Source organism: Endobacterium panacihumi, from assembly GCF_050847465.1.
Taxonomy (GTDB): domain Bacteria; phylum Pseudomonadota; class Alphaproteobacteria; order Rhizobiales; family Rhizobiaceae; genus Neorhizobium; species Neorhizobium panacihumi.
Map to the genome: position 1 here is coordinate 152,619 of NZ_JBOZRA010000007.1, position 23,086 is coordinate 175,704.

The window sequence follows — 23,086 nt, forward strand, 5'->3', positions numbered from 1 at the left end:
TGCTATCTGACTCACGACCCGGTGAGCAGCTTGAAGGCTATTGCCCACATGACGCAAGCAATCACGCCCTCCAACACGCGCCATGCAGTGGGGCGGGCAAAAACCGGGCGCAGCCATCTCGCGCCATATCCCAGCAAGAAGAAGAAAAAGAACGAGCCTGTCACGGCGCCTGCGGCAAACTCGAGCCGTTGATCGGGAAATCGTGTGGAGATGCTGCCGAGAAGCACGACGGTGTCCAGATAGACATGAGGATTGAGCCATGTCAGCGCCAGACACATTGTCATGGTCTTGATGAAGCTAGCGGCCGTGCCATTCACCAGTTCCAAGGCTGCATTGGACCTTAACGCCGACACGAGACTTTTTATCCCGTACCAGATGAGAAAAGCAGCTCCGCCATAGCGCATTACTGGATCAAGCCAGGGCATGATTTCCATCACATGACGAAAGCTTGTGACGCCAACGATGATGAGAATTGCGTCCGAGGCACCACAGGCGAGGCATACGGCGAAGACGTATTCGTTCCGTAAGCCTTGACGCAAAACAAACGCGTTTTGCGCGCCGATCGCCACGATCAGGCTCAGGCCCACGGTCAGGCCCGTAAAATAGGTGGATGCGTTCATTTGAGGGAGTTCCAACGAGGTCTTGAGCTGGTTCACTACGGGCCTTGTTCGAATTAGCCAAATTAAATATCCTTACGGCAATTAAGGTAGGCTAACATGATCGACTATTCGGCCCTTCGCGTACTTCACGCAGTCGTCCTGACTGGGAGTTTCGAAAAGGCGTCCGCCGTTTTGAACGTGACGCCGTCGGCGGTTTCTCAGCGGATCAAACAGCTTGAAGAAAGAGTAGGGGCCGCGCTGGTGGTGCGGGGAAACCCGTGTACTGCGACAGAGCAAGGAGAATGGCTCTGCAGGCATATGGAAAACGTCGGCGTTCTCGAGACCGAATTGTTCGAAAGCTTGCCGTCGCTTGCGGATAACGCTTCCGCTCCTCAAAAAGTCACTCTTCAGATCGCGACCAACGCTGACAGTCTGGGCACGTGGTTTCTGGAGGCGGCTGCCGACTTCGCACGATCGTCAGGCTACTTGCTGAACATTGTCGTTGACGACCAGGATCACACCGCAGAATGGCTGCAAAAGGGAAGGGTGGTTGCGGCAGTGACGAGCGTCACGAAGCCGATTCCGGGCTGTCGCAGCTTTGAGCTGGGTGCTCTTCGCTATCATGCGACCGCAAGCCCGGATTTTATCGCCAATCACTTCGCGAACGGGGTAACACCGCAGACGCTCGCCCATGCTCCGTCACTGACCTACAATCAAAAGGATCGGCTGCAATCCGAGTGGATGCGCAGTGTCTTCGGCGAGGAGGTGAATGTGCCGACGCACTGGCTGCCCTCGACGCAGAGTTTTGTCGAAGCGAGCCTTTTGGGCATGGGATGGGGAATGAACCCGACACACCTCGTTGAACAGCATTTGAAAGCCGGGCGGCTGATGGAATTGCTGCCCGGCAAGTTGCACGACGTAAATCTGGTGTGGCAGATCAATCGTATCGCGGCCGATCCATTAGCTGCGCTTACCCGAAAAATTCTGGAGATTGCGCGACGATCGCTCCTATAAGCGGGCGGTTGCGGAAAACGGTTCCGGTTGACGATATTCTCCGCTTTTCAGGGGAGAGGTGCCAGAACCGTCGCTTCGACGCTTCCTCCAAGCATTGGCTTCACGTTTTCGAGGAACGTCTTGGACTCCGGAAGCGCCTCGAACGTTGCGAATGCGGCCCTGTCCTTGAACCATTCGATGGCAAGAAAGACATTTTCATCCGCGGTGGCCGCCACGCGGAAATCGATTACCTCCGGCCGCTGCCGGCTGGCCACGATGCGCGCCTTCATGATTTCCAGGAAAGCATCGCGCTGATCGGGACGAATGGGGAGTTTTACCAAGAGTCCATGTTTCGCGGCATCCAGCTGCGCGAAAGCGCCCGCCGGCGTCTGTGCCCGTGCCATCGTGGCTGTGCAGGTTGTTGCGAAAACGGCGAGAGCCAGCGAGAGTTTTGAGATTTTGATCATGAATATTTCCAAGGCGAGTGCCGCCAATCAATGCGCGGTCGCGACGGTTAGGGAAGAGGCAGGAGGCGAGGGCGGCTTCCATGGCCGCCCTCGTTCAGTCGATCAGGCGAAACCTTCGAGGACGACCTTACCGATGGTCGAGCCGCTCTCCAGTTGAGCATGCGCTTTCTTCAGATTGTCGGCATTGATCGTGCCGAGATGCTGCCTGACAGTCGAGCGGATCGTGCCAGCATCCACCGCGTCGGAAACTCTATCGAGGATGTGCCCCTGTTCCGCCATGTCTTCGGTTTCGAAGATCGCCCGGGTGAACATCAACTCGTGATGGATGGAGACCGCCTTGCGCTTGAATTTCATGATGTCGAAACCGGCCGGATCGTCGATCAGGCAGAATCGCCCCTGCGGCGCGATCAGTTCCACGATGTCATCGACGTGCTTTTCGGTCTGGGTCGTGGAGAACACGAAGGCGGGAGCGCCGATGCCGAGCGCAGCGATTTCGGCGGCGAGCGGCTTCGAATGGTCAATCACGTGATGCGCACCGAGTGAACGAACGAATTCCTGCGTTTCAGGACGCGACGCGGTCGCGATGACGGTGAGGTTAGTAAACTGGCGAGCAATCTGAATGGCGATCGATCCGACGCCGCCCGCGCCGCCAATAATGAGGATTGCCGCCGCGGCGCCGGGCACAGGCTTCTTCACGTCCAGACGGTCGAAGATCGCTTCCCATGCGGTGAGTGATGTCAGCGGCAGCGCCGCAGCATCCGCCCAACCGATCGTGGAGGGTTTCGTCCCGACAATGCGTTCGTCAACAAGATGGAATTCGGCATTTGCCCCCGGGCGGATAATGGAGCCGGCATACCAGACTTCATCGCCCGGCTTGAAGGTTGTGACATCGGATCCGACCGCGGCGACGACACCGGCGGCGTCCCAGCCGACAACTTTCCAGTCGGAACCCGCTGCCGGCGGTGTGCTGCGGCGGATCTTGTAATCGACCGGATTGACAGAAATTGCCTTCACCTCAACGAGGATGTCGCGGCCCTCTGGAACCGGCTTCGGCAGATCAATGTCGATAAACGCATCTGGGGCGGAAATGGGCGATGGGGTTTTGTATCCGACAGCCTTCATCGAAAACTCCTTTGGTGTTTTGAGTTACTTGGAAAAATTGCGAAGGGCTTCTTCGCCTGCTTCCTGATCCTGCGCCCAGCTTCCGCCGGAAATGCCAAGGCCGCCGATGATCACGCCGTCCTCCATGATCGGGAAACCACCCGCAGCCGCCATGACACCGGGAACATGCCTCAGATTGGACGCGCCACGGTCGTCGAGAAGATCGACCCACTGAGCGGTCGAAAGGCCGAAGGACGCTGCGGTGTAGGCTTTGTCGATGGCAATGTTGACGGCGAGATACGAACTTCTGTCGCTCCGCTCGAATGTTTTCAGATTGCCCGCGGCGTCGACAATAGCGACGACCGGCTCGAAACCAATGCGTTCGCAGGCCGCGGTCGCCACGGCGATCAGGCGTGCTGCCGCCTCGCGGGTGATCGAACGGGAGATGAAGCTGTTTTCCGGCATGGGACGGTTCCGTTTTTTCTCTATGCTGGCGGCGTGACGAGCAGCCTTCGTGCTTCATCTAGCGGTACGGGCGCCATCTGAGGATACGCACAACGTTTGCTCATAGTATCCAAGAGGATACCGACCGGCAGTCCAAAGGTTTATAATTTACATAAAATACAATGGCTTGGACCTATATCCCAGAAGGCCTTAGCCAGTACCCTTGCCACGCAAGAACATTGCCACCGCGGGCAAAGCTGGATACCTTCAGGTGAGATTGTACACCCGCAAATGAATATAGGTATCGAAAGGATACTGCCTTGGCCAAGGTTCGCCATTCACGCTTCGATTGTCACCCGGGCTGCTCGGTCGAGGCGGCTATCAGCCTGATCGACGGTAAATGGAAATGCGTCATTCTCTTTCACCTGCTAGGCGGAACGATGCGCTTCAATGAAATCCGCCGTCAGGTTGGCGGCGTGACACAGCGCACGTTGACCAATCAGCTGCGGGAGCTGGAAGAAGACGGGCTGATCGAGCGCAAGGTCTACGCGCAGGTGCCGCCGAAAGTCGAGTACACCATTTCGCCCCTCGGGCGCAGTCTGGAGCCTATCCTGGCGGCGTTGAAGGTCTGGGGGGATGGCAATATCGGACGGTTCGGCAAGCCAACCGTGGCGGACGCCGCATAAAGTTTCACTCGCCTGCAGCCGTGGCCGCGGAGAATGTCATTCCACCAGAGCCATCAAAGCTTTGACTTCCCTGCGCCGAAGGTTTCGCGACAGACATGCAACATGTTCTACATAGCGGTGCTCCAGCTCGATGATCGGCAGTCGCGTCACGGCAGGATCGTCACGCGTGACGGCGAGTTCGAACATGAAACCTATGCCGACACCCTGCAGAACGGCCTCGTAAACGGCTTCCCGCTCGCCCAGCCGCAAGGCGGGCTCGATCGTGATCGCCGCCGCTTTCAGGGCTTTCTCGACGGCAGTCTGCGTCAGGGAATGTTCCGTGCGGAAAATCAGCGGCTGGTCGGCCAGTTCAGATAGGGAAACCGGTTTGCCGCGCTTCGCAAGCGGGTGCTTGCTGGGGACGAGCGCGATGGCGCGCTGCTCCATATAGGCAATACGGGTAAACGCATCATCGTCGGGTACGCCCGTCAGGATGATAGCGTCACAGCGCTGTTCGTGTAGCGCCGTCGTCACCTGATGCCAGTTGCCGAAGCTGGCATTGATGCGAACGCCGGGATAACGCCGCCGGAACTCCGAGATCAGCGCCATTGCCGGATTAGGCGCGCCGCACATCACGTTGAGCTCTCCGGTCTTGAGGGCGCTTGACGCACTCAGGATATCGGTGGCGATCTCCTCGATCACACTCAATTCCATCGTTTCCTGAAACAATGTTTTGGCGAGGGGCGTCATCCTGGCGCCGTCACCCGTGCGCTCGAAAAGAAGAACGCCGTGACTTTGCTCGATCGCCTTGATCTGGGCCGTCACAGCCGGCTGGCTGAGGCCCAGACGCCGGGCAGCGGCTGAAAAACTACCCTCCTTTGCAACAGCATTGAAGGCACGCAACTGGGCGTAGCTGATCTTGGATCGCATGGAGGCTACCTGATGCAGGGTATAAATTGAATTTATAATATGTCATCCCGATGTAAAATTTATGAAATATCAGGCCCGTCATCCAATGAACTTTCAGGACTTGAACTATGGCCGGCGTGAATATCAGATCTGTAGCGAAGACATTCGGGGAGACCCGCGTCCTCAAGCGGGTTGACCTCGATATACGCGACGGCGAATTCATCTCCCTGGTCGGTCCGTCAGGATGCGGCAAGTCGACTTTACTGCGCATCGTTGCCGGTCTCGAGGAGCAGACGGAGGGCAACATTCTTCTTGACGGCAAGGCCGTCGATCGCATGCGCCCGCGTGACCGCGACCTCGCGATGGTTTTCCAGTCCTACGCGCTCTATCCGCATCTGACCGTTGCAGAAAACATTGCCGTGCCGCTTACCATGCGTCGCCTGTCGACGCTGGAGCGGTCGCTTCTCGGTAACGTGCTGCCATCGGCCCGTACGAAACGCCGGGATATCGCGGTCGAGGTCGACAAGGTCTGCGACGCCCTGTCGATCTCCATGCTCAAGGATCGCAAACCGGCCGCGCTGTCCGGCGGCCAGCGCCAGCGCGTCGCGCTTGCCCGGGCAATGGTCCGCAAGCCGAGCGCCTTCCTGATGGACGAGCCGCTGTCCAACCTGGATGCCAAGATGCGCGTGCAAGCGCGGGGAGAGATCGCCGCACTTCACCGTCAGCTGGGTTCGACCTTCATCTACGTTACCCACGATCAGGCCGAGGCGATGACGATGTCGGATCGCATCGCCGTGATGATGGGCGGAGAGATCCTTCAACTTGACACGCCGGATCAGGTCTATCAGATGCCGCAGGACCTGCGCGTCGCCGAATTCATCGGCAGCCCGAAGATCAATGTCGTCAAGGCCGTGTCGTCCGAAGACGGACGCCTCTCGCTTGTCTCGGAGGAAAGCACCGGGCAGGCCGTAAGCGCTGCATTCCGGCCGGAAGCGGCCCGGTTGGTCGGCGAAACGGAAGCTGTTCTCTCCGGTACCGTACATCACGTCGAAAATCTCGGTGCCGACCTGTTCGTACAGGTGAGGCTGGATGGCGGCGATGACTTGGCGATCGTTCGAAGCGACCCTGCAGGCCTGCGCCCGGCAGTCGGCGACAGGGCAGGCATCGCCATCGATCAATCGCGTCTCCACGTTTTTGGCGCCGATAATCGCCGCATCGATGGCGCTTTCCGGCTGGAGACGGCACGATGAGCCTTTCCGCCAGCCAGAACAGGGCCGGCCTCGCTCTGATCGCACCTGCGGCCGCCCTTGCAGTCATCTTCCTGCTTGCACCGCTCCTGTCGATCTTCGTGCTGGCGTTCACGGACTATCAGCTTGGCGACAGGGCGTTGCGCTTCGTTGGACTTGAGAATTTCCATTCCCTCGCGGGCGATCCGGTCTTCTGGCGCTCGCTCAGCAACACGCTGCTTTATTCCGCAGTCGTCGTTCCCGGCTCGGTCGCGCTGGGTCTGGTGGCAGCGCTCCTGGTCGATGCGGGAACGTCGCTTCGATCATTCTACCGAACGGCCTTCTTCCTGCCGGTCATGGCAAGCCTGCTGGCCATGGCGGTGGTCTGGGAGTTCATGCTGCATCCGAGCTTCGGCATCGTCAACGCGGCGATGAAGGCGATCGGACTGCCGCCCCACAACTGGCTGAGAGACGGTGACATCGCGCTTTATGTGCTTGCGGTCATCGGCATCTGGCAGAGTTTCGGCTTCAACATGGTGCTGTTCATGGCCGGGCTGTCGGCAATCCCGCGCGATCTCTATGACGCAGCTGAGATGGACGGCACGCCGCATGCCTGGGCCCGGTTCCGGCTGATCACCTGGCCGCTGCTGGCGCCGGTCACCGTCTTCGTCGCCATTACCTCCGTCATCCGCTCGTTCCAGGTGTTCGACACGGTTCATGCACTGACGCAAGGCGGCCCCAACAAGGCAACCGAAGTGCTGCTCTACACAATCTACGCGGAAGGCTTCGAATTTTTCCGCAGCGGCCATGCGGCGGCAATCACCGTCGTTTTCATCATGCTGGTTGTCGGTGTCAGCCTGCTTCGGTTCGTGTCCCTCAAGAAAAACGGAGCAGGCGCATGACGATGGGCTCTTTCATCACCTCGGCGCTTCGCCACGTATTCTTGCTTCTGATCGCGGTCTTCGCGCTCCTGCCTTTCGCGGTCATGATCTCGACTTCGATCAAGCCTGCGAACGAGATCTTTTCCGATACGGTCCGCTGGTGGCCGGAAAAGCTGGCGCTGGTCGAGAACTATTCCGATGCATTGTCATCCGCGCCGCTGATGCTCTACCTCGCCAATGGCGTCATCGTCACGGCGGCGATCTTTTTCCTGCAGGTGCTTGTTTCGCTCCCGGCCGCTTATGCCCTGGCGAAACTGCGCTTCGTCGGTCGCCGCGTCGCTTTCGGTTTCGTGCTCTTCTGCCTTCTGATCCCATACCATGCGATCGCGGTGCCGCTGTTCATCCTGCTCTATTACGTTGGCCTGCTGGATAGCTACAGCGCGCTCGTCCTGCCCTTCACCATATCGGTCTTCGGCATATTTCTGATGCGCCAGTTTTTTATGGGCGTACCGGACGATCTGGTCGACGCCGCCCGCATGGACGGAATGTCGGAGTTGTCGGTTGTCTGGCGCGTCATGCTGCCGGCCGCCATCCCGGCACTCACCGCTTTCGGCGTCTTCTCGGTCGTGGCACACTGGAACGACTATTTCTGGCCGCTGGTCGCCGTTTCGAGCGATCGCTACTTCACACCACCGCTTGGTGTCATGGCCTTCCGAAATGCCGAAGCCGGCAACGATTTCGGTCCGCTCATGGCCGCGGCCACCATCATTGTCGCGCCGCTTCTCGCCCTGTTCCTTCTCGCTCAGCGCCGCTTTATCGAAGGCATCGCCTTCACCGGTATCAAATAGTTCAACCTCCCGCTCTACCAACCCAAATGGAGATCCATCCATGAGAATGATCCTCACCGCTGCAGCGCTGTCGCTGTCGGCATCCTTCGCTATGGCCGACACCACCATCACCGTGCAGTATCCCTATCCGGAACTGTTCGATGAAACCCAGAAGCAGCTGGCCGAAGCCTTCACCAAGAAGCATCCCGACATCAAGGTCGAATTCCGTTCGCCCTACAAGGAATATGAGGATGCCGCACAGCGCGTCCTGCGCGAAGGCATCACCGGCAATGTGCCGGACGTGACCTTCCAGGGCCTGAACCGCGTCCGCGTGCTGGCCGACAAGAACATCGCGATCCCGCTCGACGACTTCATCGCCAACGAAAAGGATTTCGATGCAGCCGGTTATCACGAAGGCATGCGTCAGGCTGGCGCCGTCAACGGCAAGGTCTACGGCTTTCCCTTCGCGATCTCGCTGCCGATCGTCTATTACAACATGGACCTGCTGAAGAAGGCCGGCCTCGACGAAAACAGCCTGCCGAAAACCTGGGACGAGATCATCGACGTCGCCAAAAAGATCAACGCTCAGGGCGAGGCCGGCGGCGTCATGGCCGAATGGGCGATCACCGGCAACTGGCTGTGGCAGGCCATGGTCTTCGCCAATGGCGGCACCATGCTGACCGAAGACGAGACCAAGGTTGCCTTTGACGGTGAAGCCGGCAAGCAGGCGATCGGAACGCTCGCGCGCCTTGCAACCGAAGCGGAATCGCCGAATATGACAGCTAACGACATGCTCGCCGCATTTTCAGCCGGCAAGATCGGCGTCATGGTCACCACAACCTCGCGCGTCAACGCCGTCACCAGACAGGTCGGCGATAAGTTCGAGCTGAAGACGGGCGAATATCCGGATATCAAGCAGGGCGTCACGCGTCTGCCAGCCGGCGGCAATGTTGCCATCATCACGGCAAAGGATGAGGCAAAACAGAAGGCTGCCTGGGAATTCCTGAAATTCGCGACAGGCCCGGAAGGCGGCGCGATCATGGTCCGCACCACCGGCTACATGGCGCCGAACACCAAGGCAGCTGATCTGCTCAAGGATTTCTACACCCAGAACCCGAACCAGGCCGTCGCCCTTTCCGAGCTTCCCTACCTGACCGGCTGGTACGCATTCCCGGGCGATAACGGCCTGAAGATCACCGACGTCATCAAGGATCACATCCAGTCGATCATGGATGGCAGCCGCGCCAAGGAGCCCGACGCCGTTCTGGTCGATATGGCCGCCGACACCCAGGCTCTTCTGCCGCGTCGCTGATCGGTTTCGTCCCGCCGCGCGGCCGCTCCCGGCCGCGCGGCAAACAGAAGAACAAGGAATATCCGCAATGAAGCTCATTCACCTCACCGACACGCATTTCGTGCCGCAGCCCGCAACACTTTTTGGCCTGAGCCCGCGAGATCGCTTCGATGCGGCGCTTGAAAGCATCAACGCGGATCATTCCGATGCCGATCTGGTCGTCATCACTGGCGATCTGGCGCATTGGGGCGAGGTGGCCGCGTATGAGGAGTTGCGCAAGCGCGTCTCTGGCTTCAAGTCGCCGGTAGTGATGATGATCGGCAATCATGACGATCGCACAGCGCTTCGCACCGTTTTCCCGGAAGCGATGGACGACGGCAGCGGCTTCGTTCAGGGCAGCCGCGTTGTCGATGGTCACCGTCTGATCTTTCTCGACACCAAGCAGCAGGGAACCCATGCCGGCGCCTATTGCGAGGCACGGCGGACATGGCTTGCGAGCGAGCTCTCCAAGGGCACAGAACCCGTCCTGCTGTTCATGCATCACCCGCCATTCCTGACCGGTATCTCATCGATGGATATGGTCACGCAGCAGGATGCAGATGCGCTCTGGCAGGTGCTCGAGCCTCATTCGGACCGGATCCGCCATATTTTCCTCGGCCACGTGCATCGGCCGATCTTCGGTAACTGGCACGGCATTTCCTTTTCGCTGATCCCGGGTCTCAATCATCAGGTGCCTCTGGCACTCGCTCCGCATGGCGACGACATCCCCGGCAGCCACGAACCGCCGGCCTATGCCGTGGTCTCCGTCGGCTCCGAAGGTCTCGTGATCCATCTGAACTACTTCCTCGACCAGTCGAGGCGTTTTCCGCTCGATGGTTACGAGGTCAAGGGGCGGGAATACGCGCTCGGCTTTCCAGCCGCCTGAATCTGAAAGTCATCCTTAATCTTCAATGGCATTCCGCAGGGAGGATCTCCCTGCGGACAGCTTTGCCTTATCCCGGTTTCTACCCAGCATGCATCAATTCAACGATATGGACGGCGTTCTCTTCGATCTGGACGGAACACTCGTCAGCGACGGCAAAGCACTTCCATGGGCGCGCGAGCTCGTGGATGCGAGCAAAGGAAATTTCGTCATCGTCACCAATGATGCCGAGCATACGAACCATGAAATTTCACGGATGATGCAGCAGGTCGGTCTGGCGGTTGATGCGGATAGAATCGTCATGGCCGGGATGGAGGCGATCCGCCTTGTTGCGGAAGAAATGCCTGGCGCCAAGGTGGCTTTGGCGGCCAGCAGCTCGCTTCAAACCTACGCCCAGAGCCTGGGTTTGCATCTCAGTGACAGCGATCCCGATGTCGTTCTGATCGGCCGTGACCGCAATTTCTCCTATGATACGATAAGAATGGCGTCAAACGCGGTGCTGGCCGGTGCACAGCTGGTCGTCTGCAATCCCGACCTGACCCATCCGGGCAGCCGAGGGACCATCGTGCCGGAGACCGGGGCGCTCGCTGCCTCCATCCTGGCATGTACGGGACCCGTTGCCTATCGCATAGTCGGCAAGCCCGAACCCGGCATTTTTCTCGCCGGCATGCGTCTTCTTGGATCCGATCCCTCACGCACGCTTATGGTCGGCGACAATCCAAATACGGACGGAATGGGCGCCGCCCGGGTCGGAATGCACTTTTTTCAAGTTGGTGTATAACCCCGAGATACATCAGTTTGAGTGATATACTCTTTCACATTGTCGGCAAACGAAATAGGCCTCTTTCAAGCACGTTGAATTTTGCCACGAGGCCGAATTTCTATCTAAGCTATCCAATTGCAGCGGACCTTGCCCTCGCAGCGCCCCCCGGACTCCAAAGGAAAAATCCATGTGGCCTGGACCAACGAACACGTTTGGTAGCCAGGCTGCTGGCGACCGTCAGCACGGCGCAATCTCTTAGAGTCCCTCCGAGAATTCATGATGACCGTGCGATCCGCTTGGTCAGCGTCATGATGGATGCGACGTAGATAAAAGCCTCAACCGACTTTATCGTCGCCTCCGGGTCTTTCCACTGTCGCCGATTTCGGCTGATCCAGGCAAAGTGACCTGAGACCCATTGTTCCTCCAGGGAAGGGCCTGATGCAGGTCGTCGATGAATAAATGACGTTTCAGGTCTTTCTGCGGTCTAATGGGCAGGTCGTGGGTTCGTATCCGTTCAAGAGCGAGAATAGACAGAAACCGGCGTCCGCCTTTATCTTGGGGCGCCTCTACGTTCTCAGAGGAAGTGAACGTTCGACGGATCGATCGTCACAATTGTTTCCGCGCCTGCAGCAAGATGCCCTTCGTTCATGGCGCTCTGCGCTTCCGCGTTGAAAAGGATGCCATTTGCCTGCATCACGTATCGTACGACATGTCCGGCAGCCACCGTTTCGACAACGGTCGCTGCAACCTCGAAGAGGTTTGAATTTTCGGAAGCCTTGCCGAACTTCAACACATGCGGATGGATAACCGCCGTCTGGTCGAAATCCCTGCCGATCAGGCGACCAAATTCCGCGGGGGTCAGGATGTTGGCATTGCCGATGAATTTTGCGACGAAGATATCCGCGGGCCGGTAGAAGATCTCCGGCCCTGATGCTGTCTGTGCAATGCGTCCCTTGTTCATTACCGAAATACGGTCGCCGAGCGACAGCGCCTCGTCCTGATCGTGCGTGACCAGGATGCTGGTGAGTCCGGTGCGGCGCTGGATGCGCTTCAACTCGTCGCGCAGGCGTTTGCGGATCTGGGCGTCGAGTGCCGACAAGGGCTCGTCCAGAAGAAGCAGCGAGGGTTCGAGCACGAGCGCGCGAGCGAGCGCCACGCGCTGTTTTTGTCCACCGGAAAGCTGGCGTGGACGGGCATCCGCCTTGTCCTGCAGCGAGACGATCTCCAGAACGGCATCGATCTTGTCGTTGATCTCCTTGCGGGCAAGGCGGCGCTGCTCAAGCCCGAAGGCAAGGTTCTGGCGAACGGTCATGTTAGGGAACAGCGCATAATGCTGGAATACCATGCCGATGCCGCGATCTTTCGGATGCAGCTTTTCGATGGAGCGGCCGGCCAGATGGATCGAGCCCTTGTCCGGTTGCACCAGCCCGGCGATGGAGCGCAGCAGCGTGGTCTTGCCGCAGCCGGAAGGGCCGAGAAGGACATGCATTTCACCCTGCGCCACGGAAAGATCGATGTCGTCGATAATGACATTGTCGCCGTAGCGCATGCCGATGGCGGAGAGGTCGAGATAGGTCATGATTTTGTCTCCGTTCGCCAGACGAGCCGGAAGGCGGCGAAGGTGATGAGAAGCGTGATGAGGAAATAGACGATGACGATGACGCTCGACAGGCGGCCGCTGAGGTCCCGCTGCGCGAACATGTACATCTGCAGCGTTTCGAACTGGCCGCCGACCAGCATGCGGGCATAGACGAATTCGCTCATCAGGCCTGCGAAGTTCAAGACGACGGCGAGCGCGACACCTGGAAAGATCGAGGGCAGGATGACCCGACGCAAAAGTCTCGCGTCGCTGATACCCAGCAGCCGTCCGGCTTCAAGAAGTTCCGTTGTATCAATCGCCCGAAGGCTGTTCTTGACGTTGATGTAGAACATCGGAAAGCAGAGCGGCACGTAAGTTAACACGAGGACAATCGGCTGGCCGCTGAACTGCAGAGGTGGTGCGGAAAACACACGGAGGTAACCGACCATAAGGATGATGGTGGGGACCGCGTAGGGCAGGATCACCAGCCGCGCCATCCAGGTGTCGAGTGACGGCCAATAGAGATGAGCGGCAATGACGGCCGGCACTATCAACAGGCTGGCAAGAAGTAGCGCCAGTCCGGCAACCGCGATAGAGCGCAGCAAGGATGATTGAAACCGATCGTCCGAAAGGATGGTCTGATAGGCGTCCAGCGACAGCCCGCTTGGCAGGATGCCGCCGGTCCAGCCTGTGGCGATCGAATTGAGGAAAGTGGCAAGGACCGGCAGCAGCATCAGGATCGCTGCAAGCCAGAGGGTTGCGGTCAGGGCAGGATGGCGGGTCGTCGTCATCGCTTGTCGCCTTTCAGGAGCAACTGGCTGACGACAATCGGCACGAGCAGAACCAGTAACAACGCCATTGCGATCGCATTGGCGAGGTTGGGATCGGAAAACACGTCACCCGAAACGAGTTCGCTGATACGGATGGTGACGACGTTGACGCTGGTGCCGGTGAGGGCAAGCGTCGTTGCATATGTGCCCATGGCATTGGCGAACAGGAGTGTGGTGATGGCGATCATCTGGCGGGCGACCACTGGCAGGCCGACACGTAGCCAGAACCGCGTGGTGCCGACACCGATCAGGCTGGCGGCTTCCTCGAGCTCCGCCTCGATGGCGTCGAGAACGGGGATGATCAGCAGCACGGCCAGGGCAATCTGAAAATAGCAATAGGCGATGATCAGGCCCGTCAGCGAATAGACGTTGAACGAACCGATCAGGCCGGATGCCTTCAGGAGCAGCGTCAGCGTGCCGTTCAGGCCGAGGAGGAAAACCAGCGCCATGGCCAGTGGCACGCCGGCGAAATTGGCTCCGATATTGGCGAGCGCCATGGCGATGCGGCGCGTGCCGCCCTTCCTATAACGAAGGCTGACGGCGATCAGAAAACCGAAGACCATCCCGATCGCCGTCGTCACGACAGAGATCAGCAGTGAATTGACAAAACTCTGGGCGTAATAGGCGCTCGTGAGGATTTCGACATAGTTGCCGAGCGACCAGGCACCGGCCTTGCTGAAACTGTCGATCAGGACGGTTGCCAGCGGCCAGACGACCAGTCCGCCCAGCATGACGAGGAAGGGGGCAGCCAGAAGTTTCATGGCCGGAGAGGCGTGGTGGCTCATGGGCGAGCCATATCCGGCTTCAGCAGGGCGGGGACGGATAGGCCGTGATTTTCGATGCCGAGCAATTCGCAGATCAGGCCGGCAAGTTCGGTCTGTTTCGGCTGGACCGCGGCATCGAGCGTAAAGATGTCGGCACCGACCGTATAGAGCGGAACGGTCGCTTCGTCTTCATGCGGACCGCCGTGATTGCCGTCGTCGCTCATGCCATGATCGCTGGTGACGATGACGGTATAACCCGCCGCACGCCATTGCGGCACATAACGGGCGAGAAGATCGGCTGCATTACGAGTGGTATCGCGATACTGGCGGGAAGCGCCGCCATGCTTGTGGCCGATATCGTCGATGTTCATCGGATGCAGCAGGAGGAAATCCGGATTGTGTCGGCGTATAAGATCATCGGCATCGGCAAACAGGTGATCGTCCGGGTAATGGTCCTGCCAGTAAAAGACGCCATGCTGGATGCCGCCGTCGGAATTGCTGATGTGACGGAATTCCGGGCTGAAAGGCGCCTGATTGTAGAGTTCGAAATACCAGTGATAGGCGGCGGCAGCCGTCACCAGACCTGCCTCGCGGGCCAGTGAAAAGACGTTGTCGAACTTCGAGCGCCGCACCACGCCATTGCTGGTCACACCGTGGATGACGGGCGGCAGGCCGGTCATCAGCGTTTCGTAGAGCGGGCGGGAAATCGATGGCAGTTCGCTATCGACACGATAGACCTGCGCTTCAGCTCCGGCGACCAGCGCCTCCATGTAACCGAGGCATTCGCGTGCGGTCGAATACCGGAGGCCATCGAGAATGATGAAGATCGTGCGCTTCGTCATGAAGCCGGTCCTTTTCGCTGATTTCAATGCAGGAACGTCCCGCGGATCGATCCGCGAGACGGGATGTTTGAGGGAAGATTATGTCGCCGAAATTACATTTTCGGAGCGACGAGATCGCGCCACAGCTGGGAGATTTCCTTGGCGGCGTCCGAGGTCCATAGTGTCGGGTCGATCGGGCGAGCGGCCTTGTACTGGTCGGACGGCAGTAGCTTTTCCTTGGCGTCGGCCGGCAGTTCGATATGGTCGAAGCGGATCGGACGAGCGTAGCCGCGGGCAAGGTTGATCTGGCCGGCGTCGCTGAGGATGTATTCGCGGGTCAGCTTGGCGGCATTCGGGTTTTTCGAATGCTTGTTGATGATTGTCGCATAACCGCTGGTGACCGAACCGTCAGACGGGATGATGACCTTGAACTTGTCCTTGCCGACGACGTCGCGGTAGTTCAGCGCATTGAAGTCCCAAAGCGGTGCGACCTGGATTTCGCCGCGCTCCATCAGCGCCGGGGTGACGCCGCTGCCGACGACGCGGCCCTGTTCGGCCAGCTTCTGGAACAGTTCGACACCGGGGCGCAGGTTCTTCTCGTTGCCACCCTGCGAAACGGCAGCAGCGAGGATCGACGCATTATCCTGCGCGCCCGAACCGACCTTGCCCATGGTGACCTTGTAGTCGCCCTTCAGGAGATCTGCCCACGAAGTCGGTGGATTGGCGACATCGGCGGAGACGAGGAAAGCGATCGTGCCCGTATAGCCGATCACCCAGTTGCCGTCGGCGTCCTTTGCCCAGTCGGGGATTTGATCCCAGGTGGTAGTCTTGAAAGGCATGGTAACGCCGCGGGTGAGCGCGATGGGGCCGAATTCCAGGCCGACATCGCCGATATCGGCGGTGGCGTTGACGCCTTCATTGGCGAACTTGGCGATCTCTTCGCCGCTGCTCATGTCGGTGTCCGAATGTTTCAGGCCATATTTCTCGGTCAGTTGCTGCCAGGTGTCTTTCCAGTTGGCCCAGTTATCAGGCATGCCGACACTGTAGACAGCGCCTTCCTTGCGGGCAGCCTCTTCGAGGGCGGAAATGTCATTGGCGGCAGCAATGCCGGAGTAGGCCATAATGCCAAGAGCGGGCAGGGCCAGGAAAGTGCGACGGAACATGTTTTGCCTCATTGGTATAGACCAGATGAGATGTTCTATGGCAAACTGTGATGACAGCCGCGTGACGGGGATGGAATGACTGCTAAAAGCGCGAACGAGATCATCAAGCGGCCTTCGCTTACGCTGGAGCAGGCAATCAGGAATGATCTTGCCGATGGTCGCCTTGTGGTGGATCGGAGGTTGCCGCCTGAGCGGGAACTTGCCGAGCGTTACCGCACGACGCGCATTACTCTGCGCGAGGCGCTCTCCCATCTGGAGATGGATGGTCTGATCTATCGCGAAAATCGCAGGGGTTGGTTCGTTTCAGGCCGTCGCCTCGTCTACAATCCGCTGTGGCGAACCGACTTTCAGCGCATGACGCGGGAACAGAACCGGCAGGCAAGCACTGAACTGATCGAAGCCGTCAGCGTGGTTGCCCCGGATGGTATCTGCGCATTGCTGGAGCAGCCTCTTGGAACGGAGTTCTGGCGCATCCGCCGCCGCCGCCGAGTCGACGATCGCCTTGTCGTCTTCGTGGAGCACCACCTCAGCAAGGTGGTTTTTTCCGATATCTTGGAGCAGGACCTGACCGGTTCGCTGACCAATCTCTACCGCGAAAAATATGCGCTTGAATACGGTGACGTCTCCTTTGAGATCAACCCGATTGCGCTGACCGGCATGCCGGCGGCTGAGTTGCACTGTTCCGATGGCACGTTCGGTTTGCAGATCGTGCGCGTCAACCGTGACCAGACAGGTCGTATTCTGGATTGCGATTTCGAATACTGGCGACACGACGCTGTATCTGTTCGGATAGATACAAGGGACCATCTCTCATAGCCGAAGTTCGCCCGTAAGAATTCGTTTGATTGATTGGGCTCCATACGCGTTGGGAAGACGCGCAAACCGATAGCCTGAATGGAGAGGCCGTTGCGAGCAGACTGGTGGCGGTATCGTGGATGTCACTGACGTCTGCCCGGCCGGGCGGCGGTTTAAGCATTATAGCGATCGATCGCCGCCAGTGCGAGGGCGTGGTTGTCCATCTTGTAGCGCAACAGCCCTTCGTTCTGATTGCAGACCTGTCAGGTCTGGTCGGCTGGGATGCCGAGTTCAAGATGCCAGCGTGTAGAGAGGTGAGTTCGCCCATAGCGGTGGCTGAGTTTTGCGCGTTTCACCGTCGCCAATCTCACAGCCAACAGAAATCCACTGCGACGATGATATTCGACGCGCAGGCCTTGGCAGGCATTCCCACGATGTCCCTCATCACTCTTTAGCGCTGTCCGGCTTACGTTCAGCTATTGGTCACTCGTTGCACGCAAAGTCGACTCTACATCGAGTTACTTCATAGCTTTAGCCTCTTCAAACTGCGAATTAACTGTTCGATTCCACTGAAGACCTTAAATAACCGCTTGTGAGCAGGTCGGGCGTCCAAAGCATTCTTTTGCCCGGACGCGCGCCACGCCGACTGCCCGCCTACTTTAATGATACGACACCGGCAGCGACATCCGGCAGGGCCGGAATGATGCCGCTCTTGGCATACCATTCCGCAACGGCGGTGATCTGCTTCACGTTGGCTTCGGAAACGCCGGTGGTCGGAACGGCATTGTTCTCGCCGATTTTCGGGCCGAGATCGGCTGGCACGTTCATCTCCTTGGCCCAGATGGCGCCGGCTTCCGCCTTGTTGGCAACGGCCCAGGCATTTTCAGACTTGATGACATCGAAAACGAGCTGCAGCTGATCAGCCTTGTCCTTGGCGAAGGCGCTGCTCGCGACCAGAACCACGGCATTGTCGGACTTGATGGCGGCACCATCGGCCACGACCTTGCCGTCATAGGCCTTTTCCGCGATCGTCAGGAATGGGTCCCACGTCGCCCAGGCGTCGACATGGCCCTGGGTGAAGCTTGGGCCGCTATCGCTTGGGCTGAGATAGACACGCTCGACGCTTTTCGGATCAACGCCGTTGGTTTCAAGGCCCTGCATCAGCAGATATTCGCCGGTGCCACCCCGATTGACCGCGACCTTCTTGCCTGCAAGATCCTTGATCGAGGCAATGCCGGAATCCTTCTTGACGACGATGCCCTCCGAGCCTGGCGCCATTTTCTGATAGGCGAAGACGACCAGTGGGATTTTTGCGGAAAGTGCCGCGATTGCAGAGGTCGAACTGCCGGCGGTGATATCGATGCTGCCGGCATTGAGCGCCTCGAAGGCCGGGGCGGCGGCCGGGAAGGGGCCGGCCCACTCAACCTTGATGCCCTTTTCCGACAGCGCCTTTTCCAGCGTGCCGCGGGATTTGGCGAGGGTGATATCATTGGGGCCGCGCAGCCAGCCGATCCGCACGACGTCGTCGGCAGCCTGAACGGAAGGGGCGAAAGTGGCGGCGGCGGTGACGAAGGCCGCGGCAGCAAGGAATGTACGCTTGGTGATCATCGGTGTGTCCAATCTGCCATTCTGGCGTGGGGTTCAGGCATGCGGGTGTTCAGGCATGAAGGGGTTCGACGCCGAGTTCTTTCAGGAGTTCGGCTTCTATACGGCTGGTTCGGGGATCGTCGCGGCGGCGAGGGTGATCGATATCGACTCGGATTTCCTTGATGAAACGGCCCTGGTCGAGCACCAGGATACGGTCGGCCAGCGCCACCGCTTCCCAGACGTCGTGGGTGACGAGCAGAACGGCCGGGTGATGTTTGCGCCAGAGTTCGAACACCAGATCATGCATGCGCAGCCGGGTGAGGGCGTCGAGCGCGGCAAAGGGCTCGTCCAAAAGCAGCAGTTCCGGCTCGCGCACGAGAGCCCGTGCGAGCGCCGAGCGTTGCGCCTCGCCGCCCGAAAGCGTCAGCGGCCAGGCATCGACCCGGTGCGACAGGCCGACATCGGCCAGCGCCTGTGTCGCCAAAGATCGCGCATCCGGGCGGCGCACGCCGAGCGCGACGTTTTCGATCACGCTTTTCCAGGGCAGGAGGCGTGGCTCCTGAAAAACCACCGAGCGGCGGGCGGGAAGCGCGAGCTTCTGAGCCGGTGCGGTGTCGAGACCGGCCAGAACACGCAGCAGGGTGGATTTTCCAGAGCCGCTACGGCCGAGCAGGGCGACGAATTCGCCGGGCTCCATGGTCAGATCGATGCCATCGAGAACGGCCGGGCCGCCGAACGTGCGGTGCAGTTTGCGGATATCGACGAGCGTGCTCATGCGATCACCTCCGGGCGCCAGCGCAGCGCATAGGCTTCGATCATGCGCACCAGACCGTCGGTCAGCAGGCCCATGATGGCGTAGACGAGAAGGCAGACGACGATGACATCGGTCTGCAGAAAATCGCGGGCATAGGTGATGATGTAGCCGATGCCGCTGGAGGCGTTGATCTGTTCGCCGACGACGAGGCTCAGCCACGCGACGCTGAGGCCATAACGCACGCCGACGAGAAGCGAGGGCAGCGCGCCGGGAATGACGATATGGCGGATGATGCCGAATGTGCCGAGCTCCAGCGTCTGCCCCGCCTCGATCAGCTTCTTGTCGATGCCGCGAATGCCGCCATGCAGGGTGAGGTAGATCGGAAAGACGGCGCCGAAGGCGACAAGCCCGATCTTTGGCGCTTCGCCGATGCCGAACCACAGGATGAACAGCGGCAAGAGGCCGAGGAACGGCATGGCCTTCAGCATCTGGATCGGCGGATCGATGATCGTTTCGCCGATCCGCGACAGGCCGGAGACCAAGGCCAGAAGGATGCCGAGCACGAGCGCGATGGAAAATCCGGCCAGCACCCGCAGGAAGGACACGATCAGGCCGTTGATCAGCTCACCGGATGCGACGAGGCGCCCAGCAGTGGCGATGATTTCGCTTGGTCCGGCAAGGATGCGCGGCGACAGCAGGCCCGTCATGCTGGCGAGCTGCCAGACAAGGATGATGGCAAGCGGCGAGGCCAGCCGCATGGCGGTATTGGCCAGTTTGCAAGTGCCGCGTCGGCCCGGTGCCGGGCCGGTTGCCGGTTCTGTTGCGCCGGCCTGACCGGCCGTGCTGATATCAGCCATTGGCGGGTTTCCCGGACAGATCGCGATCGAACAGCGTCGACCAGGTGAACTGCTTGCGTTCCGGCACCAGTCGCTCGACCGGCAGTTTGGGCAGGACCAGTTCGCCAAAGCGATAGGCTTCCTCCAGAAGCGGCATGCCGGAGAGGATGAACGTATCGACGCCGACCTTCTGGTAAGCCTCCAGCGTGCGGATCACGGTGTGGGGCGAGCCGACGATGGCCGTTCCGGGACCGGGGCGCACGAGGCCGATGCCGGCCCACAGGTTGGGGGCGATTTCCAGATCGCGAAGATTGGTCGGCTTGATACCGCCATGCATGGCGCTCATCCGCTGCTGGCCGATTGAATCCGTGTTGGAAACGAAACGCTTGTTGCCGGCAATCGCCGTCTCGTCCATCTGGTCGTAGAGATCGGCTGCCGCTTCCCAGGCCTTGGCGTCGGTCTGGCGGACGATGACATAAAGGCGGATGCCATAGGTCAGTTCGCGGCCATGTTCCGCCGCGCGGGCTTTTACCTGCTTGACCTTCTCGCCCATCTGCTCCGGCGATTCGCCCCAGGAGAGATAGGTTTCGACATGCTTGGCCGCCACTTCGATGGCGCTGTCGGACGAACCACCGAACCACAGCGGCGGCGGCTGGATGTCTGTGCCGGCCGGCAGCGCCAGCTTTGCGCCTTCGGTCTGGAAATATTTGCCCTTGTGGGTGACGCTTTCGCCCGCCATCAGCCGGTGCCAGATGGTCAGGTATTCATCGGCCATGACGTAGCGTTCGTCATGCGGCAGCATCATGCCATAGGCGCCGAGCATTTTTGCGTCGCCGGAGACGACGTTGAGCATCAGGCGGCCGTTGGAAAATTCCTGAAACGTCGCCGCCATCTTGGCGAGCAGCGTCGGGGCTATCAGGCCAGGATGAAACGCGATGAGGAATTTCATCCGTTCCGTATAGGGCAGGAGCGCGCCGGCCAGCGGCCAGACGTCGTGGGCGCCGGTGGCGAAAAGCGCGCCGGTATAACCGAGATGGTCATAGGCTTGGGCGAGCTGCTTGTAATAACCGTAATCGATGGTGCGCGAGCCTTCCGGCTTCCACGGATAGGCACCATCGGGAGCGCACATGTACCAGAGGACGTTCATGGTCGGATCTCCTTGCCGGTGTTCGTGTCGGCAGTCTTGGTCTCGATGGTGAGTTTTGCGGCGAGGTCGCCATGGGCAAACAGCGTGTCGGCTTCTGCCTGCTGTTCGCGCAACAGGCGCTCATCGGCGGCAATCACGTCCCAGTTCCGCTCGGAGACGATCCGTGTCCAGGCGCGGCGCTCTGCCTCGTTGCCATTGGCAGACAGCAATGCCGCGGCCTTTTCCGGGTCCGCAGAGATCTGCCGGCCGAGCTGTTGCAACTCGCCGGCGAAGGCGTCGAGCGTCTCGGCCGACAGGCCACGATCCCTGATCGTCCAGAAGGTCGAACGATTGGGAATGAGATCACCGCAATGGGCCAGAACACGGAACTCGCCGCTGACGAGAGACTGTTCGAGATGTGGTGCCATGGCGATCCAGGCGGCAACGGTTCCGCTCTGCAAGGCTTCGCGGGAGGGCACGGGGGCGATATCCCGGCGCTCGACATCGGTCAGCGTGAGGCCCGCCTCCTCAAGGCGCTTGGCGAGGAAGTAGGTCAGGAAAGAGCCATCCACCAGAGCGATCGGCTTGCCCTTCAGATCGGCGATGGTTTCGATGCTCGAGGTTTTTGAAACGAAAATCGCACCGTTTGTCGGGCGCGGGGCCGATGCGCCGGCATAGGCGACCGACAGGCCGGATGCTGCTGCCAGGATGGGTGGTGTGGAGCCGGTGCCGCCGATGTCGAACTCGCCGTCCTGCAGACGTCTTGCCGTCTCGCGTCCCTCGACATAGCTGACGAATTCCGGCTTGAACGATGAAAAGGCGCCGGGCCATAAAGATGCCAGGCGAAGGTGCAGATTGTTGGGGTGGTGGCCAATCCTCAAAACCAAAACGTTCACCTCATTGAATGTTGTTATATAAATTTATATAATGAAGGTGGCAGGCTCAGCGAGAAATGCGACGCTGAATTTGCGCCATAAGGAAGAAAAATATTCCAGTGCCGGAGGACACGACATGAGCATGGATGAGAAGGCCAGCGGTGAACGCGATCGCAAGCCGCATGTGCCGAAGATAAAATGCCAGGCGATCGGCGAGGCGTCCGACTTCATGAAGTCGATGTCCAATCCGGTTCGATTGTCGATTCTGTGCGTGCTGATGGAAGGCGCACGCACGGTGGGCGAACTGGAAACGATACTCGACGTGCACCAGCCGACCCTGTCGCAGCAGATCGGCGAGTTGCGCGAGGCAGGTATCATTACCGGAGAACGGGTTGCCAAAGCGGTCGTCTACCGGCTGACCGATCCCCGCGCAGGCCAGATCATCGGCCACTTGCGTCTTCTGTTTGCAAATCCGCAGGCTTCGGCCATCTGGCGTGGCGCACAGTTCGACGAAACGCTGCCAGGCGAGATGGGCTGATCCAGCAAAAGATGATCGGCATCATAATGTGCCGTTGAAATGGCGGGCCGTGTTGCCACCAATGCCAAAGGTTTTTGCTGCAATGAGGGGCTGCTGGAGGTGAGGTTTAACATTGCCCACCGTCCCATCAAGTGGCAGCCCACCGACGAGTCCGGCAGCGAGGATGATAGTACGCAATCGGTGTTCTTGGGTGTTGCATCGTATCGATGCGGGTTGAGGAAACGCGTTCATGCCTGCATGCGCGATATCGCTTGTCTCAGAATTTCCGCGCTGAGCACCCATGGCATCCAGTCCCGTGACCCATAGCTGGAGCAACCAAAGGCAAGAGGA

General features: G+C 59.5%; 26 protein-coding genes and 1 pseudogene. 10 read left to right on the forward strand and 17 right to left on the reverse strand.

Annotation, left to right across the window (positions count from 1 at the left end; genetic code table 11):
- Positions 1-11: 11 nt before the first annotated feature.
- Positions 12-620, reverse strand: a complete 609-nt coding sequence (locus ACRQ1B_RS24205) for a LysE/ArgO family amino acid transporter (protein ID WP_432296688.1) — start codon at positions 618-620, stop codon at positions 12-14.
- A 96-nt stretch (positions 621-716) separates the two neighbouring features.
- On the opposite strand from ACRQ1B_RS24205, the gene ACRQ1B_RS24210 reads away from it, so the two are divergent.
- Positions 717-1,613 carry a LysR family transcriptional regulator ArgP gene (locus ACRQ1B_RS24210; protein WP_432296689.1) on the forward strand — a complete coding sequence of 299 codons (897 nt, stop codon included), beginning with the start codon at positions 717-719 and terminating at the stop codon, positions 1,611-1,613.
- 47 nt (positions 1,614-1,660) lie between these two features.
- Here ACRQ1B_RS24210 and ACRQ1B_RS24215 read toward each other — a convergent pair whose 3' ends face one another.
- The 3 genes from ACRQ1B_RS24215 to ACRQ1B_RS24225 form a co-directional block, all read right to left on the reverse strand.
- Entirely contained in the window at positions 1,661-2,086 is a 426-nt protein-coding gene (locus ACRQ1B_RS24215) for a putative quinol monooxygenase (protein WP_432296690.1), read from the reverse strand.
- Between the two features lie 75 nt (positions 2,087-2,161).
- Positions 2,162-3,181, reverse strand: coding sequence for a zinc-binding alcohol dehydrogenase family protein (locus ACRQ1B_RS24220; RefSeq protein WP_432296691.1), 1,020 nt, complete (start codon positions 3,179-3,181; stop codon positions 2,162-2,164).
- Positions 3,182-3,205: 24 nt separating this feature from the next.
- On the reverse strand, positions 3,206-3,625 hold the full coding sequence (locus ACRQ1B_RS24225; protein ID WP_432296692.1) for a GlcG/HbpS family heme-binding protein: 420 nt from the start codon (positions 3,623-3,625) through the stop codon (positions 3,206-3,208).
- Positions 3,626-3,924: 299 nt separating this feature from the next.
- Between ACRQ1B_RS24225 and ACRQ1B_RS24230 the strand changes: the two genes are divergently transcribed.
- Positions 3,925-4,290 carry a winged helix-turn-helix transcriptional regulator gene (locus tag ACRQ1B_RS24230; RefSeq protein WP_432296693.1) on the forward strand — a complete coding sequence of 122 codons (366 nt, stop codon included), beginning with the start codon at positions 3,925-3,927 and terminating at the stop codon, positions 4,288-4,290.
- 36 nt (positions 4,291-4,326) lie between these two features.
- Here the strand turns inward: ACRQ1B_RS24230 and ACRQ1B_RS24235 are convergent, their stop codons facing one another.
- Positions 4,327-5,199, reverse strand: coding sequence for a LysR substrate-binding domain-containing protein (locus tag ACRQ1B_RS24235; protein ID WP_432296694.1), 873 nt, complete (start codon positions 5,197-5,199; stop codon positions 4,327-4,329).
- Between the two features lie 107 nt (positions 5,200-5,306).
- On the opposite strand from ACRQ1B_RS24235, the gene ACRQ1B_RS24240 reads away from it, so the two are divergent.
- The 6 genes from ACRQ1B_RS24240 to ACRQ1B_RS24265 all read left to right on the forward strand — a co-directional run bounded on the left by ACRQ1B_RS24240 (position 5,307) and on the right by ACRQ1B_RS24265 (position 11,106).
- The gene (locus ACRQ1B_RS24240; protein WP_432296695.1) at positions 5,307-6,428 is read left to right on the forward strand and encodes an ABC transporter ATP-binding protein; all 1,122 of its coding nucleotides are present in this window, start codon (positions 5,307-5,309) and stop codon (positions 6,426-6,428) included.
- A complete protein-coding gene (locus ACRQ1B_RS24245; RefSeq protein WP_432296696.1) occupies positions 6,425-7,306 on the forward strand; it encodes a carbohydrate ABC transporter permease in 882 nt (293 codons plus the stop codon). The genes ACRQ1B_RS24240 and ACRQ1B_RS24245 overlap by 4 nt, the downstream gene beginning before the upstream one ends.
- Positions 7,303-8,133, forward strand: coding sequence for a carbohydrate ABC transporter permease (locus tag ACRQ1B_RS24250; RefSeq protein ID WP_432296697.1), 831 nt, complete (start codon positions 7,303-7,305; stop codon positions 8,131-8,133). Before ACRQ1B_RS24245 ends, ACRQ1B_RS24250 begins: the two co-directional genes overlap by 4 nt.
- 40 nt (positions 8,134-8,173) lie before the next feature.
- Positions 8,174-9,424 (forward strand): ABC transporter substrate-binding protein, encoded by a 1,251-nt coding sequence (locus ACRQ1B_RS24255; protein ID WP_432296698.1) that lies wholly within the window; start codon positions 8,174-8,176, stop codon positions 9,422-9,424.
- A 67-nt stretch (positions 9,425-9,491) separates the two neighbouring features.
- Complete coding sequence (locus ACRQ1B_RS24260; RefSeq protein WP_432296699.1) at positions 9,492-10,328, forward strand: phosphodiesterase; 837 nt, start codon at positions 9,492-9,494, stop codon at positions 10,326-10,328.
- Positions 10,329-10,416: 88 nt separating this feature from the next.
- Positions 10,417-11,106, forward strand: coding sequence for an HAD-IIA family hydrolase (locus ACRQ1B_RS24265; protein WP_432296700.1), 690 nt, complete (start codon positions 10,417-10,419; stop codon positions 11,104-11,106).
- Positions 11,107-11,362: 256 nt separating this feature from the next.
- On the opposite strand, the pseudogene ACRQ1B_RS24270 reads toward ACRQ1B_RS24265, so the two are convergent.
- From ACRQ1B_RS24270 to ACRQ1B_RS24295, 6 genes and pseudogenes are all read right to left on the reverse strand, one after another.
- A pseudogene (locus ACRQ1B_RS24270) lies at positions 11,363-11,500 on the reverse strand (IS5/IS1182 family transposase); the annotation flags it as partial.
- Positions 11,501-11,662: 162 nt separating this feature from the next.
- Positions 11,663-12,667: an ABC transporter ATP-binding protein gene (locus ACRQ1B_RS24275; protein ID WP_432296701.1), complete on the reverse strand. Its 1,005-nt coding sequence runs from the start codon at positions 12,665-12,667 to the stop codon at positions 11,663-11,665.
- A complete protein-coding gene (locus ACRQ1B_RS24280) occupies positions 12,664-13,458 on the reverse strand; it encodes an ABC transporter permease (protein ID WP_432296702.1) in 795 nt (264 codons plus the stop codon). The genes ACRQ1B_RS24275 and ACRQ1B_RS24280 overlap by 4 nt, the downstream gene beginning before the upstream one ends.
- Positions 13,455-14,282 (reverse strand): ABC transporter permease, encoded by an 828-nt coding sequence (locus ACRQ1B_RS24285; protein WP_432296703.1) that lies wholly within the window; start codon positions 14,280-14,282, stop codon positions 13,455-13,457. Before ACRQ1B_RS24285 ends, ACRQ1B_RS24280 begins: the two co-directional genes overlap by 4 nt.
- The gene (locus ACRQ1B_RS24290) at positions 14,279-15,103 is read right to left on the reverse strand and encodes an alkaline phosphatase family protein (RefSeq protein ID WP_432296704.1); all 825 of its coding nucleotides are present in this window, start codon (positions 15,101-15,103) and stop codon (positions 14,279-14,281) included. The genes ACRQ1B_RS24285 and ACRQ1B_RS24290 overlap by 4 nt, the downstream gene beginning before the upstream one ends.
- Before the next feature lie 92 nt (positions 15,104-15,195).
- Positions 15,196-16,245: an ABC transporter substrate-binding protein gene (locus ACRQ1B_RS24295; protein ID WP_432296705.1), complete on the reverse strand. Its 1,050-nt coding sequence runs from the start codon at positions 16,243-16,245 to the stop codon at positions 15,196-15,198.
- A 75-nt stretch (positions 16,246-16,320) separates the two neighbouring features.
- Here ACRQ1B_RS24295 and ACRQ1B_RS24300 point away from each other — a divergent pair, with 75 nt between their 5' ends.
- Entirely contained in the window at positions 16,321-17,061 is a 741-nt protein-coding gene (locus ACRQ1B_RS24300; protein WP_432296706.1) for a UTRA domain-containing protein, read from the forward strand.
- Between the two features lie 633 nt (positions 17,062-17,694).
- On the opposite strand, the gene ACRQ1B_RS24305 is transcribed toward ACRQ1B_RS24300, so the two are convergent.
- The 5 genes from ACRQ1B_RS24305 to ACRQ1B_RS24325 are packed head-to-tail and all read right to left on the reverse strand — an operon-like array spanning position 17,695 to position 22,224.
- Entirely contained in the window at positions 17,695-18,648 is a 954-nt protein-coding gene (locus tag ACRQ1B_RS24305; RefSeq protein ID WP_432296707.1) for an aliphatic sulfonate ABC transporter substrate-binding protein, read from the reverse strand.
- Between the two features lie 49 nt (positions 18,649-18,697).
- Entirely contained in the window at positions 18,698-19,402 is a 705-nt protein-coding gene (locus tag ACRQ1B_RS24310) for an ABC transporter ATP-binding protein (protein WP_432296708.1), read from the reverse strand.
- A complete protein-coding gene (locus ACRQ1B_RS24315; RefSeq protein WP_432296709.1) occupies positions 19,399-20,238 on the reverse strand; it encodes an ABC transporter permease subunit in 840 nt (279 codons plus the stop codon). Before ACRQ1B_RS24315 ends, ACRQ1B_RS24310 begins: the two co-directional genes overlap by 4 nt.
- Positions 20,231-21,364: an LLM class flavin-dependent oxidoreductase gene (locus tag ACRQ1B_RS24320; protein WP_432296710.1), complete on the reverse strand. Its 1,134-nt coding sequence runs from the start codon at positions 21,362-21,364 to the stop codon at positions 20,231-20,233. The genes ACRQ1B_RS24315 and ACRQ1B_RS24320 overlap by 8 nt, the downstream gene beginning before the upstream one ends.
- Positions 21,361-22,224 carry an ABC transporter substrate-binding protein gene (locus tag ACRQ1B_RS24325; RefSeq protein ID WP_432296802.1) on the reverse strand — a complete coding sequence of 288 codons (864 nt, stop codon included), beginning with the start codon at positions 22,222-22,224 and terminating at the stop codon, positions 21,361-21,363. The genes ACRQ1B_RS24320 and ACRQ1B_RS24325 overlap by 4 nt, the downstream gene beginning before the upstream one ends.
- 130 nt (positions 22,225-22,354) lie before the next feature.
- On the opposite strand from ACRQ1B_RS24325, the gene ACRQ1B_RS24330 reads away from it, so the two are divergent.
- Positions 22,355-22,756 (forward strand): metalloregulator ArsR/SmtB family transcription factor, encoded by a 402-nt coding sequence (locus ACRQ1B_RS24330; protein WP_432296711.1) that lies wholly within the window; start codon positions 22,355-22,357, stop codon positions 22,754-22,756.
- Positions 22,757-22,777: 21 nt separating this feature from the next.
- Here ACRQ1B_RS24330 and ACRQ1B_RS24335 read toward each other — a convergent pair whose 3' ends face one another.
- Complete coding sequence (locus ACRQ1B_RS24335; RefSeq protein ID WP_432296712.1) at positions 22,778-23,038, reverse strand: hypothetical protein; 261 nt, start codon at positions 23,036-23,038, stop codon at positions 22,778-22,780.
- Positions 23,039-23,086: the final 48 nt, after the last annotated feature.